Origin of the sequence: Saccharopolyspora sp. ASAGF58 (assembly GCF_012277335.1) — a bacterium.
In the GTDB taxonomy this organism is placed as follows: Bacteria; Actinomycetota; Actinomycetes; order Mycobacteriales; family Pseudonocardiaceae; genus Saccharopolyspora; species Saccharopolyspora hattusasensis.
Window position 1 is genome coordinate 5,561,012 of the sequence record NZ_CP040605.1, and the last position, 13,286, is coordinate 5,574,297.

The window sequence follows — 13,286 nt, forward strand, 5'->3', positions numbered from 1 at the left end:
AGCGCATGATGACCGAGTGGAACCGGGGAAGCTGACCAGGCGCAGCCTGTTGTCGCTGGTGGCGGTGGCAGCAGGCTGCTCGCTCGCCGAACACGCCGAACCCGCGCCCGGGGCGGCGGTGGTGGTCGCCACCGGGGAGACGAAGGGGTTCTTCTTCGAGTACGGCCGGGAACTGGCCGCGGTCCTGGCCGACGGGCTGCCGGAGGCGCGGGTGTCGACCGCTACCACCAGCGGCACCGTGGACAACCTGCGCCGCGCGGCCGAATCCGCCGGCACCTTCGGCCTGGCCGCGCTGGACGCGGCGGCCGCGGCTCAGCACGGCCTGCCGCCCTTCGCGCTGCGCCAGCCACCGCAGGCCGTGGGGCGGCTGTTCGACGACTACGTGCACCTGGTGGTCGCCGGCGAATCGCCGGTGCGCCGGGTTGCGGACCTGGCCGGGCGGCAGGTCTCGGTCGGGCCCGTCGGCTCGGGCAGTGAACTGGTCTCCGGCCGCGTCCTGGAAGTCGGCGGGCTGCGCGGTCGCGTGGCGGAGGTCCGGCTCGGGATCAGCGAGGCGCTGACGGCATTGGACCGGGGCGGCTTGGACGCCCTGTTCTGGCAGGGCGGGCTTCCCACCCGCAGCATCGCGCAGCTGTCCCGGCAGCGCCCCCTCCGGCTGGTCCCGCTCGGCGAACTGCTCGAACCGATGCGGGCCCGCTACGGTCCCCACTACCGCGTGGCGAGCATCCCGCGCGGCGTGTACTCGAACGCGGAAATCGTCGACACCATCGCCGTGCCCGACCTGCTGGTGACCAGCGCGGCCACCGATCCGGTCCTGGTCCGAGCGGTCATCGAGCTGATCTTCGTCAACCGGCAGCGGCTGGAGAACGCCGTCCCCACCGCCGCCCAGCTCGACATCCGCGCCGCGATCGCCACCAGCCCGGTGCCGCTGCACGAGGGTGCACTGCGTTACTTCCGGGCGGTCAAGCCCTGACCCGGCAGGGCCGGCACGTGGACGGACACGGCGAGCCCGCGTTCGCGGTTGCGCACCTCCAGACGCCCGCCGAAGGACGCGAGCAGCGCCTTCGCGATGCTCAGGCCGAGCCCCGAACCCTCGACATTCTGGTGCCGCGGGCTGCGCCAGAACCGGTTGCCGATCCTGCCGAGCTCGTCCTCCCCGAGTCCGGCTCCTTCATCCAGGACGCTGACGACGACGGCTTGCTCGGCCGGTTCGACGTGCACGGTCACCCGCGACCGGCCTGGGCTGAACTTGATCGCGTTGTCGAGGATCGCGTCCAGCGCGCTGCCGAGCGCGGTGGGGTCGGCGAAACCGCGAACGTCGGCGGCCCCGCTGCGTCCGAGCCGGATGCCGCGTTCCGCGGCGACCGGCCGCCACGCCGAGATCCGCTCGTCGACCAGGTCGTCCAGCAGGATTTCTTCGGGCGGTGAGGTCGGTTCCTCGGCCGTCGCCAGGGCCAGCAGCTCGTCCAGGACGCGGGTGAGGCGGCGGCCTTCTTCTTGCGCGCTCGCCCAGTCCTCGCGCTGGTCCGGCGGCAGATCCATACCCACCGCCTGGAGGCGCAGCAGCAGCGCGCTCAGCGGGTTGCGGAGCTGGTGCGAGGCGTCGGAGACGAAGGAACGCTGCCGTTGCCACGACGTCTGCACGGCGTCGGCCATGTCGTTGAAGGACGTTGTGAGGCGGCGCAGCTCCGGTGGTCCGCTGGCGCCGGTGACGCGAGCGTCGAAGCACCCCCGTGCGATGTCGTGCGCGGCGTTGTCGAGGTCGTGCACCGGCCGAAGCACCCACCGGGTCAACCGCCCGGTGATCAGCACGCACACCGCGACAGCGACGAGAACGCCACCGGCCACGAGCGCCCACCACCACGCCACCTGCTGCCGCAGCGCAGCGGTCGGTGAGACGGTCACCACCGCCCCCACGACGTCCCCGGCGCGAACGACCGGCACCGCGACCACCAGCGGCTCGCCCTGCCACGGTGGTATCCACCGGGGAGCCTCGCTGCGCCGCCCCGCGAGCGCCGCGCGCACGGCCGGATCTGAGGCCAGCCCCGGTCCGGGCGGGGCCGAACTGGCCCGGACCGAACCGTCGCGGTCCAGGACGGTGGCGTTGATCCCGTACACCTCGTCGTAGCGGGTGAGTTCCGAGGTGAGCCACGGCAGGTCGACATCGGTCGCCGCCTGCTCGGTGAGCGCGGCGAAGCGCTCGGTGTCGTTGAGGCGGTCGATGAACACGTCCTCGGTCTGGCGCGCGGCCACGGCCAGCGCGAGCGGCACACCGAGCGCGACTAGCAAGCACACCACCAGCGAAAGCAGCAGCGTCATGATCCGGGCGCGCATGGTTCACGGCCTCAACCGGTACCCGACACCGCGCACAGTCTGCACCGCGTCCGGGATGCCGAGCTTCGCCCGCAGCGAGGCCACGTGCACCTCCAGCGTGCGCTGACTGCCCTGCCAGTGCGTGCTCCACACCTCGCTGAGTATCTGCTCCCTGGTGAAGACCACGCCGGGCTGCCGCGCGAGCATCGCCAGCAGGTCGAATTCCTTGCGGGTGAGCTGCACCGGAACCTCGTCGACGGTGACCTCGCGGGTATCGACGTCGACGCTGATCGGCCCGGCCCGCCGCGTGCGGGTGACGGGGTTCCGGCGCGGTTCGCTGCGCCGGGCGACCGCGTGGATGCGCGCGATGAGCTCCCCGACGTCGTAGGGCTTGACCACGTAGTCGTCGGCCCCGAGGTTGAGGCCGTGGATCCGGGCCCTGGTGTCGGTCCGGGCGGTGACGATCAGGATCGGACCGGCGAACCGCTGCCGGATCTGGCGGCACAGCTCGAAACCGTCGGTGTCGGGCAGCCCGAGGTCGAGCAACACCAGATCGGGATCGCCGGACAACGCCTCCAGCGCCTGTGCACCGCTTCGCGCGCGGTCGGTGTCGAAGCCGTGCCGGTCGAGCACCGCCGTCAACGCGGACGCAACGCGGTCGTCGTCTTCAACGATCAGCAGGAACACCCTGCCATTGTCACCCCGCACGACGCTGGAGTGACGACACCACCCGCGCGGAGCTGCGGGCCGACCGCGAGGCGTTCGACATCGCGGCGAACCAGGCCACCTGGGCGGTCGGGTACCTGCTGATCGGACTGTGCTGGCGGCCTGCGCTGCCAATCGCGGCCTGCGTGTGAGTCAACCGGTGGTTGCGCGGGCGGGACGCGGCACACACGCACGCCACGCTCATCGAGTCCACTGTGGATGTTTATGCGAGGCCGGAGTGCGCCTCGCGGAGTTCAGCGCGTTAGCGGGGTTGGCGATCGTTCTCGTGGCCCCAGTGCGGTCTCCGGGGCTTGTCCGGGTGCTCGCCCTGTGCGCGGAGCTTCTTGTGCAGGTGCAACATTGCGATCGTGAGGTCCACGGGCCGCTGTTCGGTCACCAGCCTGTTCCAGATGGAGTCGGCGCTCGGGCGGTTCTTGGCGTGGACGGCGGCGGCGAAGTTCAGCGCGTCGAGAACATCGCGAGCACCGGCGGCTTCGTCAAAACCGGTGCTCGTCCCGGTGGGCGGTTCGACCAGCATGTGATCGAGGTTCGCCGCCAGGAGCACCGTGGCCAAGTACATGCCGGCGGGTCCGTGGGCTTCGTTGAGGTCCATCAGGTGCCTGAGCGCGGCCAGGCCGTCGTGCAGGTGGGCGTCCAATGCGGCCTGCGCGAAGGACAGGATCGATTGCGCATCCTCGTCGGTCGGAAACGCCGGGTCCATCATGGACAGAGGTTAAACAAGGTTCCATTGGCAGGATAGGACCGTGCCCCGGATGGCCTAATTCTCGCCTACTGATTCCGGGGCGGATTCCGAGTGAATTTGAATATTTCTCATCTTGGGTTTCCGGCGGACGCGCGAGAACGTGAGAATTTATCTGAATTGAGGCGCCGGTTTCCCGCGTCAAGCTCCTCTAGGATGAACAAGTGGCAGTGATCTTGGTGACCGGTATGTCCGGCACTGGCAAATCGACCACTCTGAACGCGTTGAGTCAGCGGGGTTACCGGGTGGTGGACACCGACTACGGGGACTGGATCGAGGGCATCCCCCGTCCGGATGGCGGCGTGGAGCCGCAGTGGCGCGAAGACCTGATCGAGGTCCTGATTTCCGAGCACGAGCGTTCGGGTGAACCACTGTTCATCGCCGGCACCGTGTGGAACCAACACAGGTTCTATCAGCGATTGGACGAGATCGTCCTGCTGAGCGCACCCTTGGAGGTGCTGCTGGAACGCGTGGCTCACCGTGATACCAACACCTTCGGGAAATCCATCGAAGAACGTGACCGGATCGTGGCAGACACGGTCCAGGTCGAGCCGATGCTCCGTGCATCGGCCACTGTGGAGATGGACACCCGGAAGCCGCTCTCTGATGTGGTCAACCAGCTGGCGGCCCTCGCAGGCCCAGTTCAGCCGCGCCACTGACTCTTTCGCGTCGCACTGCAGGGCTGCGGTGTCAGCGTCCGGTTGATGTCCTTGTTCGAGGCAATGGCTTCGACGAGATCGCGGCCGCCGTCGGCAAGAGTCCCGCGGCACGTGGCAACCTACTTCGCTCAGCCATACACCCTCAATGCCCCCAAAGCGCGGGTAGTCCCCGTGGACGAGCAGTACGGGGCGTCGGTCCGGACGTTCGGAACACCTGTGTTGGCTGTCCTCTTAGGACTTTTTCCGCGTTCCACCACCGCGCTGTCCGGCGGTCCAGCCGTCCGAGAAGTGATGCGACCGTCCGCTGGCGCGCACAGCGGAGCAGTCGATCACCACGAAATTCGCGGCGGCCGCGGCGCTGCGCCGGAGCAGCGACGAGCGGACGAATCACAAGGACATCGATTTCCTTCAACTTTAAATGTTCTGGCTGTTGGTCGCGGGCTGGTGAGCGGTGTGGCCGTCGCCAGTCCCGTCGTTCGGCAGGTTCAGCTCCCGCAACGCAGTCGAATGTTTGACGACTTCCTGGAGCAACGCATCGATGGCCGCGCCGGTCTCCTGTTTCCGTTCTTCCGCCTTCGCGCAAATGCGCCGGTAGCGCACTTCGCTCGCGGCGTCTTGCTGTTCGCAGCGTCGACGCGTCCGGTCGAGCAGCCGCTCGGCATCCTCCTGCGCCAGCGCCGTGATTCTTTTGTACTCCTTCTGAACGTTCCGCCGAAGACGGTGCTCGCGCTCGCGCTCCGCCCTCTTCCGGCACGCGGTCTCCCGATCGAGGTCGGCCCGGCGCTCCGCCAACCAGCGAGCAAAATCGCAAGCCTGCGCTCTGATCTGCTCGGCCGTTCGCTCCGCCTCCGCCAAGAGCCTCGCGGCCTCCTCGCGCGCTTGGCCGATGATCGCGGCAGCACGTTCCTCCGCGAATTCGACGACCTCCGAGTCGTGCTGCTCCTCCTCGTCTGTGGAGCGAAGCTCCTCGCGGAGCTGGCGGAGCTCGGATTCGAGCAGGTCGAGATGTTCGGCGACCTGTGCTCGATCGAATCCACGCCACCGCTCGGCGAAAGCCGGCCGGGCCGGAACAACATCATCCATGGCGTCTCCATCCCCCATCTGGAGCGCGGTACTCGTGCACTGCGAAACCGAGCACGTATGGACGGCCGCGCCATGCCGTGATCTTCGCGTGTAGCAGGCGAACCGAGCTCGGTGGCAGCGACACCATGGTTGGCGGGCCGGGACGTTGCAGCGATGTCAACTCGGTTTTACCACCCGAGTGAGCGACGCCGCGGATCCTTGGCGGAGCCGCGGACAGCGGTCGGCCGCTTCGTGGCCCCCGGATGCCTGGCGAAGGCGCGGACGGTTTCGGGAGCGCGCCAACGGAGGTCACCGACCGGGGCGCGGCTGAGCGTCGTTCCGGAAGATCCGCCGCCGCAGTCACTCGTTCGTGCGAATTGTCGCGGTGCCGTCGGGATGCGGCCAGGCCAGCATTTCTCGTGTGGTGGTTTTGGGTGCGGCGGTCTTGGTCGCAGTGGTGATGTGGACGGCTACGAATATCGACGGCTTGGTCGTGCTGACCGCGTTGTTCTTGCGCTCCGCGCAGGTGGGCAGCCCGCGCCCGTGGCAGATCGCGGCCGGTCAGTACCTGGGGTCCACGTGCCTGATCGCGGTGAGCCTGCTGGCGGCCATCGGGTTGATGGTCGTGCCGGAGTCCTGGATCGGGTTGCTCGGTCTGCTACCGCTGGCGCTCGGAATCTACGGGCTGGTACGGGCCGTCCGGGCAGGCGAGCAGGAGCGGGATCTGCCGACCATCGGTGTGCTGTCGGTCGTTTCGATCGTCGTGGCCAACGGGGCGGACAACCTCAGCGTCTACAGCGCCGCATTCCGCGTCTTCCCGCCGGCGCAGACCGCGCTGACCGTGGTCGTCTTCTTGGCGCTCATCGGGGTGTGGTGCCTGGTGGCCCGTTTCACCGCGACCCGGAAGCGAGTGCTCAGCGGCCTTGACCGCGTGTGCCGCTGGCTGGTTCCAGTCGTCTACATCGCCATCGGCGTGGCGATCCTCATTCGCACCGGGGTATTTGCTCATGTCGCGTAGTGGATCCGCTAGCACCCCCGGCCTGTCGGCGGATTCCGTGGGGCGAATCGGCGCGGGACGCGGGGGCAGGTTGTTGGTCGGCTCGGCCAGAAGCACGTTGGGGCCGGAGTGAACCAGACCAGCCGATGCGCCGGAGAGCCTGGCTGCGCATCACCGCTCACCGGCTGCGCCGGTGCGTGCGCGACGACGACACGGTCGCGCGCATCGGCGGCGACGAATTCGTCATCCTCCTCATCCCGCCACCGCACGACCCCGAGGAACTGGTGCAACACCTGGCCGATGCGGTGGCCCAGCCGGTCGCCTTGGAAACTGAAGACAACTCGGTCCGGATCACCGCCAGCATCGGCTACCACCGCATCGCCCCCGGTCAACATCCGAGCGACGCACTGGCGCACGCTGATCAAGCGATGTACCAGGACAAGCGGAGCAGAGCGGAATGACGACGCAGCTGGGTACTGCGACGGCGGGTTCAGGCACGAGTGCGGGGGTCGTGAAACCGTCCGCGGACGGTTTCACGACCCCCGCTGCTCGCTGCGGGTGTCCGCGGTAGGTGGCGGGTTACCGGTTGCGCGGCGCCACCGACGGGAACGACGGCATGTCGGGGAGACGGCCGGGGGACTTGCCGGGGGACTTGCCGGGGGACTTGGACGAGCCTCCGGATTTAATGGTCTCGTTGATCCAGTCGGTGTGCGCCACGAGGTTGCTGTAGATGCCGGGCTTCTCCGCGCAGTTCTCGGCTTGGCCGCGGCTGGTCGCGCCGACCAGTGCGAGACCGTCGTCCTCCTGCACCACCGCCGGGCCACCGGAGTCGCCGTAGCAGGCGCTGACCTTGCCCTTCTGGTTGTCGATGCACAGCTCACGTGCCGAATCGAAGGGATCTTGCGAGCTGGTGCAGTTCGACGCGGCGATCGTCTTGGTTGCCAGCTCCTTCAAGGTCACGGGCGGCTCGCCGCACTTGGGCGTCCCGCACGTCTGGCCCCAACCGAGCAGTCGCACTGCGGTGCCCGGCTGCGGTGACGTGGCAGAGATCTTGATCGGCTGGGCCTCCACCGGCTGCGACAGGTGGACCATGGCGATGTCGTAGCCGGTGGCGATTTCGTTGCCGGCCTGCTTCTGCGTTGACTTGGGATGGGCCACGAACTTGTCCGGCGTGACGAGCTCACCGCCGCTGGTGCGGTCGGTTGTCCCGATCCGGTACTGGACTTTGCTTGGCTGTTGCCCTTCCACGCAGTGCGCGGCGGTGACCAGCCACTGCTTGTCGACCAGCGAGGCACCGCAGTGGTGTTGGCCGTCGGTGGACTGCATAGACGCCATGAAGCTGTAGGTCTGCGTCGATTGGGTACCTCCGATGATGAGCGGCGTAGCCACGGCACTGGCGGTTGGTGCTGCGAGCGCCAGGCTTGCCAGCATCGTCGCGGAGAACGCGAGAATGCTTCGGATCAGAGAACCTCGGGGCATGTTCTCTCCTTCCGTTCCCGAGCTCCGCGCCGGGGGAACGGAAGGAGCCGGGAGCTGGGGGTTTGCGAAGTATCCGGCGATGCTCCCCCATCAGGACGAACATTTCGTTACGCCAAATGGAGCAATCGCGAGGGGTGTCCGATCAGGTGCTGACAGTGAGGATGGCGGGCCGCTGGATGGTGATATCCGTTGCGTCGCGGGGGTTTTCGCGGGGCGGGTCGACGTGTGGTGGGGGTCACGCCGGAATGTCGGCAAATGCGGGGGGTGAACGCAGGGGTTCTTCGGGTCTAACGGTTTGTCGAGGATTATCTGCTGGTGCCTCGGATTATCGGCCGCACAGTTCGGGTGCCCGCCGTGATCACCGTGTTGGCCGTGCTGCTCTGCGGAACCCTGCTCGGGGCGACACGCGCAGGGCTTGCATGAGCAACTGCCACCAGTTCCGTCTGCTCGCGAACGGACCGCCCACCTGTGAACCGAAACGGCGGCGAGCCGGTTGTAATTGCCTTGGCAGCGTTGGCGAAGCGGCTCGGGTGCTTCTACCGTGGACGGTGCTGGCTCTTGGCGGGCTCTCCAAGGAACGTAGTTCTGGCGCCGCTGCATCGGACCGAGCGAGCAGAGACGGAAATCGTCTCACATCCATCCAGAGCTTGATCTCAGCTACCCCCGTCGCGCCAAGCGGAGAGCGGTGCCGGGGTGGGAGGTGCCATGTTCTTCCACGTACAGCGGATGATCAACGAGATCGTTCCTGACGAGCCGGACCCCGGCGCTGCCAACGCCTTGCAGGAAGGCTTGGGCGGCCAGTTCGGTGAGATGCGGACGATGATGCAGTACCTGTTCCAGAGCTTCAACTTCCGAGGTCCCGAGGGCAAACCTTATCGAGATCTGCTCTACGGCATCGGTACGGAGGAGATCAGCCACGTTGAGCTGATCGCCACGACGATCGCGCGGCTGACCGATGGTTCGCCGCGATACCGGGGATCCAAGGACGAGCCGCTCGATCAGCCAGGTGCCAAGGGGGCGACGCCGTTGTCGAACGCCCTTGCACAGGGCAATATCCACCACATGCTCGTCGGCGCGCAAGGTGCGCTGCCCGTCGACGCCGTGGGCAATCCCTGGTCGGGCTCGTATGTCTACAACAGCGGTAACCTCGTGCTTGATCTGCTGTACAACCTGATGCTCGAGTCGACCGGCAGGCTCCAGAAGTGCCGCATCTACGAGATGAGTTCGAACAAGACGCTGCGATCGACGGTGTCGTACCTCATCGTTCGCGACCAAGCGCACGAGAACGCCTATGCCAAGGCGCTGGAAACCCTCGGTGTGAACTGGGGCAAGACGTTGCCGATTCCCAAGACGAACGCCGAGCGGTACCCAGAGGTCGCCACTCTGCTCGAGAGAGGTCTGCACAACAGGCAATACACCTTCAACCTCGACCACCAGTCCGAGGCGGCCAAGGTTTTCCAGGGGAATTCGCCATCGTCGCACGACGGCGAAGTGTTGCGCATGGCGCAAGCGCCGGAGGGCGTGCCTTTCGGCATCGCGCCGGAGCGGCCGGAGGAATTCAGCCCAGGTCTCGACCCGGAGCTGATCGAACTCATCCAAGCGACAGCGGAGATGGAACTAGCGGAGGCCGACGAGCCGGTAAGGTACGGACCTGCGTGAACAGCACCCCTGATGCGGCCAAGCATCGATCAGCTTGCGCTGACTGAGGTTTCGGTGCTCGTTGTGCGGGTAGTCGGGGGAAGCCGGTTCCCTTACCGGGTTTCGGCATCCTTGGTGGTAACGGTGGGACTGACCCGGCCCGTGCGGGCCGGGTCAGTTCTGTTCAGGTAGGTAGGCAGGGAGGTTTCTGCCCCGAAAGCAAAGAACCACTCGTCCGAATACTCCACGCCAGGCATGCCGTCAGCGAACTGATCCTCGATCTGGTTTATGGCAATCATTGTCGCGGTCTTGTGCTCCTCGCAAATTCCGGCGAACGGCCGTTTCCTGTGGTGTGCAACGAACTTGTTGGGGCTCCTGCTTTTTGCAGGTGTAAGTGGTGCAGAAATTACTCAAAAGGTACGGAAGGTGCAACGCCATCGGCCGACGTTTGCCCAGGGCATACGATGGAAACTCGAGGGCAGCAGGAGATCTGCGAGGCAAACGAGGAGATGAGACGCCATGGTTGCCCCGGAACAACGCGGCACTCGCACAACGGCTGAGACCTCGCGCCTCAGGGACTACGAAGCCGCCTTAGCCGCACCTGCCACTACGGGCAGCGAATCTGCCCTCATGCTCACCGGCGCCTACACCGCAGTCTCGCCCTGGATTGTCGGGTTCGCTGGCTCTCAGCCATTGCTTAGCATGAACAATCTCATCCTGGGACTGATCGTCACGGCGATCGGTCTGGGGCTAACCGGAACTCCGGAACGCAGCGGTGGCATCAGCTGGACTGCGGCCCCTATCGGAATTTGGCTGATCATCGCGACGTGGGTCACCACTTTCGGTCTGCCGACGGTGGGGATGATCTGGAACAACGTCGTCGTCGGAGCGCTGTCGATCATCCTGGGCCTGGCAGTCGCGGGGATGGTAGCTGTGCGACGCCCCGGTTCGGAAAGGGGAACTTTTCGGTGAGGCATCCTCAGGCCTGAGTGCATGATCGGTGGAAGCGCAGAAGACGACTTCGGAGTGGAAGACGTCGATGTGCATGATCTTGGCCTCGGAGCCGCTGCTGGCGCCCGTTCACCCGGGGGTGGCGCAATTTCGCGAGAAATTGCGCCACCCCCGGGTGACGAACACGATCTCCCCGGGTGTGGCGTCGACAGCTGGAGAGGTTGCCGAAGTGCCCGGTCAAGTGGCGGTATGGCGGGTTCGGGGATGGGTTTCGTACATGCGGATCGCAACGCTGAGACCGGTGGCGAAGCTGAGGGCTGCTGCGGCCCAGATTGCGGCGCGCAGGTCCCAGAGGTCGGCGACGATGCCGCCGAGGACGGCGCCGGCGGCGTAGCCGCTGTCGCGCCAGAGGCGGTAGACGCCGACGGAGCGGGCGCGCCAGCTGGGGTGGGCGACGTCGCCGATGGCCGCCAGCAGTGTCGGATAGACCATCGCGGTTCCGGCTCCCAACAGGACGGTGGCGAGCGCCCACGCGGAGAAGCTGTGCGCCACGGCGATGAGTGCCAGCGCGGCTGCTTGGGTGAGCATTCCGGTGGTGATGAGGTACTTGCGGCCCCATCGGTCGGACAGCGCGCCGGTGGCGAGTTGTCCGATTCCCCAGACCGCGGGGTAGAGGGCCACCAGGAGTCCGACGCGGTCGACGGCCAAGCCGACGCCGGCGAACAGCAGCGGGAACAGGCCCCAGGACAGACCGAAGTTGAGGTTGTTGACCAGGCCGGCGTGGCTGGCCGCGGACAGGGCCGGGTCGGTAAAGGTGGTGCGGGCGAAGACCTGCCGGTTGGTCAGGCTGGCGTGCTCGCTGGCGTTTCTGCTGCTGGTGTGCTGGGTGGCTTCCAGGCGGGCGTGATCGCGGGTTTCTCGCACCACGAGGGTTGAGAGGCTGAGCCCGAGCACGACGTAGAACGCCCCGAGCAGGAACGGGGCGGGGCGGAGCCCGTACTGCGCGGCGAGATAGCCTGCGAGTGCCGAGGTGATCGCGACCGCGCCGTATCCGGCGGCTTCGTTGAATCCCATTGCCAGCCCTCGCTGCCGAGGTCCGACAAGATCGACTTTCATGATCACGGTCGTCGACCAGGTCAGGCCCTGGTTGATGCCGAGCAGGAGGTTGGCGGCCACGATCCAGCCCCAGTTCGGGCCCCAGATCAGCATCAGGGGAACGGGGATGGCGATCAACCACCCCGCGACCAGGACGGGTTTGCGGCCGAAGCGGTCGGACCAGGTGCCGGCGAAGTAGTTGGTGGCCGCCTTGCTCAGTCCGAAGACGAGCACGTAGCTCAACAGGAAGGTGTAGCCGGCCAGGTGGAATTCCTGCTCGGCCAGGAGCGGGAGCACTGTCTGCTCCTGGCCGACCATCCCGCCAACCAGGGCGTTGACCGCCACGAGCAGGCTGAACTGGGCGAGATTTGCGCGCAGGCCCAGCCGCAGGCCGGTGCTCATGCTCAGACCTCCAGCGAACGGCCGTCTCCGAGGTTGACCAGGTAGGCGGAATTTCCGGGCACTTCATCGACGAGCGGAACCACGTCCACCGTGCTCATCGCGGGACCCCATCCCTCGGCGGGTGTTCCATCGCCCGCTCGACCTGGTTATACACTATTCCAAAGAAGATTGGAGTACTGATGGGTGATCGAGACGCGAAGACGGCCTTGTTCGACCAGTTCGCCCGCGTCGGCAAGGCGCTGGGCAGCGGCAAGAGGCTGGAGCTACTCGACTTGCTCGCCCAGGGCGAGCGCACGGTCGAGGCGTTGGCACGCGCGGCGCAGCTGGGGATGACCACCGCCTCGGCGCACCTGCAGACCCTCAAGCAGGCGAACCTGGTCACCACCCGCCGGGATGGCACCAAGATCTACTACCGCCTCGCCGGCACGGACGTCGCCGCCCTGTACGCGCTGATGCGCACCGTCGCCAATGCCTACCTGCCCGACGTGGGAGCGGCCCGCGCCGCCTACCTCGGTCCCGACGATGCCGAACATGTCAGCCGCGAGGAACTGCTCCGCCGGGCCCGGCTCGGTGACGTCGTCGTGCTCGACGTGCGTCCGCGCGAGGAGTACGAAGCCGGGCACATCCCGGGCGCGGTGTCGATTCCGGTGGAAGAACTGGCCGACAAGCTCGGAGAAATCCCGGCCGATCAAGAGATCGTCGCCTACTGCCGCGGTAGCTACTGCGTGCTCGCCCACGACGCTGTCCGTCTGCTGGCCGCCCACGGTCGCAGCGCCCGACGGCTCATCGACGGGATGCTCGAATGGCAACTTGCCGAGCTGCCCGTGGAAACGAGCTGAACTATGGGGGTGGGCCCGGTGCAACACGCGGCCGGCGTCCTCTCCGCCGGCCGCGCCACTGCGGCCCTCGAACTGGGCGACGGGCACGGCCGCGACAGCCTCCTTCGCCCGGCGCGGATTCACGGTGCACGCCGCGGACTTCAGCCGCGGCGGCCAACCCCGAAGGCGCGTTCTACGCCTTCGCCAAGTACCGCTGTGCGCTGCGCTCCGAGGAGGTCGTGCAGCGCCTGCTGGCTGGTGGTGTCGCGGTGCGCGCAGGCGGCGAATACGGCCCCTCGGAGGAAGGCCACATCCGGCTCTCCTTCGCCGCCGACTTCGATACGCTCGACGAAGGACTGAACCGCCTGCAGAAGATCTTTGCGCGACTATAGGAGGCATCGCTGACC

General features: G+C 66.9%; 14 protein-coding genes. 9 read left to right on the plus strand and 5 right to left on the minus strand.

The window, feature by feature from the left end; all coding sequences use genetic code 11:
- The first annotated feature begins 16 nt into the window (after positions 1 to 16).
- Entirely contained in the window at positions 17 to 973 is a 957-nt protein-coding gene (locus FDZ84_RS26115; protein ID WP_168588026.1) for a TAXI family TRAP transporter solute-binding subunit, read from the plus strand.
- Here the strand turns inward: FDZ84_RS26115 and FDZ84_RS26120 are convergent.
- The 3 genes from FDZ84_RS26120 to FDZ84_RS26130 form a co-directional block, all read right to left on the minus strand.
- The gene (locus FDZ84_RS26120; RefSeq protein WP_168588027.1) at positions 949 to 2,334 is read right to left on the minus strand and encodes an ATP-binding protein; all 1,386 of its coding nucleotides are present in this window, start codon (positions 2,332 to 2,334) and stop codon (positions 949 to 951) included. The genes FDZ84_RS26115 and FDZ84_RS26120 overlap by 25 nt on opposite strands.
- Positions 2,335 to 2,337: 3 nt before the next feature.
- Positions 2,338 to 3,000: a response regulator transcription factor gene (locus FDZ84_RS26125; RefSeq protein ID WP_168588028.1), complete on the minus strand. Its 663-nt coding sequence runs from the start codon at positions 2,998 to 3,000 to the stop codon at positions 2,338 to 2,340.
- A 280-nt stretch (positions 3,001 to 3,280) separates the two neighbouring features.
- Entirely contained in the window at positions 3,281 to 3,742 is a 462-nt protein-coding gene (locus FDZ84_RS26130) for a hypothetical protein (RefSeq protein WP_168588029.1), read from the minus strand.
- A 200-nt stretch (positions 3,743 to 3,942) separates the two neighbouring features.
- Between FDZ84_RS26130 and FDZ84_RS26135 the strand changes: the two genes are divergently transcribed.
- From FDZ84_RS26135 to FDZ84_RS26150, 4 genes are all read left to right on the plus strand, one after another.
- Positions 3,943 to 4,437 (plus strand): AAA family ATPase, encoded by a 495-nt coding sequence (locus FDZ84_RS26135; protein WP_246868433.1) that lies wholly within the window; start codon positions 3,943 to 3,945, stop codon positions 4,435 to 4,437.
- Positions 4,438 to 4,944: 507 nt separating this feature from the next.
- Entirely contained in the window at positions 4,945 to 5,601 is a 657-nt protein-coding gene (locus FDZ84_RS26140; protein ID WP_168588030.1) for a hypothetical protein, read from the plus strand.
- A gap of 352 nt (positions 5,602 to 5,953) precedes the next feature.
- Complete coding sequence (locus FDZ84_RS26145) at positions 5,954 to 6,517, plus strand: cadmium resistance transporter (protein ID WP_246869231.1); 564 nt, start codon at positions 5,954 to 5,956, stop codon at positions 6,515 to 6,517.
- Positions 6,518 to 6,642: 125 nt separating this feature from the next.
- Positions 6,643 to 6,957, plus strand: a complete 315-nt coding sequence (locus FDZ84_RS26150) for a diguanylate cyclase domain-containing protein (RefSeq protein WP_256413571.1) — start codon at positions 6,643 to 6,645, stop codon at positions 6,955 to 6,957.
- Positions 6,958 to 7,075: 118 nt separating this feature from the next.
- Here the strand turns inward: FDZ84_RS26150 and FDZ84_RS26155 are convergent, their stop codons facing one another.
- Positions 7,076 to 7,975: a trypsin-like serine protease gene (locus FDZ84_RS26155; RefSeq protein WP_168588032.1), complete on the minus strand. Its 900-nt coding sequence runs from the start codon at positions 7,973 to 7,975 to the stop codon at positions 7,076 to 7,078.
- 705 nt (positions 7,976 to 8,680) lie between these two features.
- On the opposite strand from FDZ84_RS26155, the gene FDZ84_RS26160 reads away from it, so the two are divergent.
- Both FDZ84_RS26160 and FDZ84_RS26165 read left to right on the plus strand, forming a co-directional pair.
- The gene (locus tag FDZ84_RS26160; protein ID WP_168588033.1) at positions 8,681 to 9,634 is read left to right on the plus strand and encodes a manganese catalase family protein; all 954 of its coding nucleotides are present in this window, start codon (positions 8,681 to 8,683) and stop codon (positions 9,632 to 9,634) included.
- Between the two features lie 498 nt (positions 9,635 to 10,132).
- The gene (locus FDZ84_RS26165; RefSeq protein WP_168588034.1) at positions 10,133 to 10,585 is read left to right on the plus strand and encodes an SPW repeat protein; all 453 of its coding nucleotides are present in this window, start codon (positions 10,133 to 10,135) and stop codon (positions 10,583 to 10,585) included.
- Between the two features lie 216 nt (positions 10,586 to 10,801).
- Here the strand turns inward: FDZ84_RS26165 and FDZ84_RS26170 are convergent, their stop codons facing one another.
- Positions 10,802 to 12,061 (minus strand): MFS transporter, encoded by a 1,260-nt coding sequence (locus FDZ84_RS26170; RefSeq protein ID WP_168588035.1) that lies wholly within the window; start codon positions 12,059 to 12,061, stop codon positions 10,802 to 10,804.
- 179 nt (positions 12,062 to 12,240) lie between these two features.
- Between FDZ84_RS26170 and FDZ84_RS26175 the strand changes: the two genes are divergently transcribed.
- Together FDZ84_RS26175 and FDZ84_RS26180 are read left to right on the plus strand one after the other, a co-directional pair.
- Positions 12,241 to 12,900: a metalloregulator ArsR/SmtB family transcription factor gene (locus FDZ84_RS26175; protein WP_168588036.1), complete on the plus strand. Its 660-nt coding sequence runs from the start codon at positions 12,241 to 12,243 to the stop codon at positions 12,898 to 12,900.
- 218 nt (positions 12,901 to 13,118) lie between these two features.
- Positions 13,119 to 13,271 (plus strand): hypothetical protein, encoded by a 153-nt coding sequence (locus tag FDZ84_RS26180; protein WP_210435116.1) that lies wholly within the window; start codon positions 13,119 to 13,121, stop codon positions 13,269 to 13,271.
- The last annotated feature ends 15 nt before the right edge of the window (positions 13,272 to 13,286 follow it).

Bases quoted from the DNA above. Each gene is read 5' to 3' on its own strand.
- FDZ84_RS26120 (WP_168588027.1), bottom strand. From the start codon at position 2,334: ATGCGCGCCCGGATCATGACGCTGCTGCTTTCGCTGGTGGTGTGCTTG.
- FDZ84_RS26130 (WP_168588029.1), bottom strand. From the start codon at position 3,742: ATGATGGACCCGGCGTTTCCGACCGACGAGGATGCGCAATCGATCCTG.
- FDZ84_RS26140 (WP_168588030.1), top strand. From the start codon at position 4,945: ATGTTTGACGACTTCCTGGAGCAACGCATCGATGGCCGCGCCGGTCTC.
- FDZ84_RS26150 (WP_256413571.1), top strand. From the start codon at position 6,643: ATGCGCCGGAGAGCCTGGCTGCGCATCACCGCTCACCGGCTGCGCCGG.
- FDZ84_RS26155 (WP_168588032.1), bottom strand. From the start codon at position 7,975: ATGCCCCGAGGTTCTCTGATCCGAAGCATTCTCGCGTTCTCCGCGACG.
- FDZ84_RS26160 (WP_168588033.1), top strand. From the start codon at position 8,681: ATGTTCTTCCACGTACAGCGGATGATCAACGAGATCGTTCCTGACGAG.
- FDZ84_RS26165 (WP_168588034.1), top strand. From the start codon at position 10,133: ATGGTTGCCCCGGAACAACGCGGCACTCGCACAACGGCTGAGACCTCG.
- FDZ84_RS26170 (WP_168588035.1), bottom strand. From the start codon at position 12,061: ATGAGCACCGGCCTGCGGCTGGGCCTGCGCGCAAATCTCGCCCAGTTC.
- FDZ84_RS26175 (WP_168588036.1), top strand. From the start codon at position 12,241: ATGGGTGATCGAGACGCGAAGACGGCCTTGTTCGACCAGTTCGCCCGC.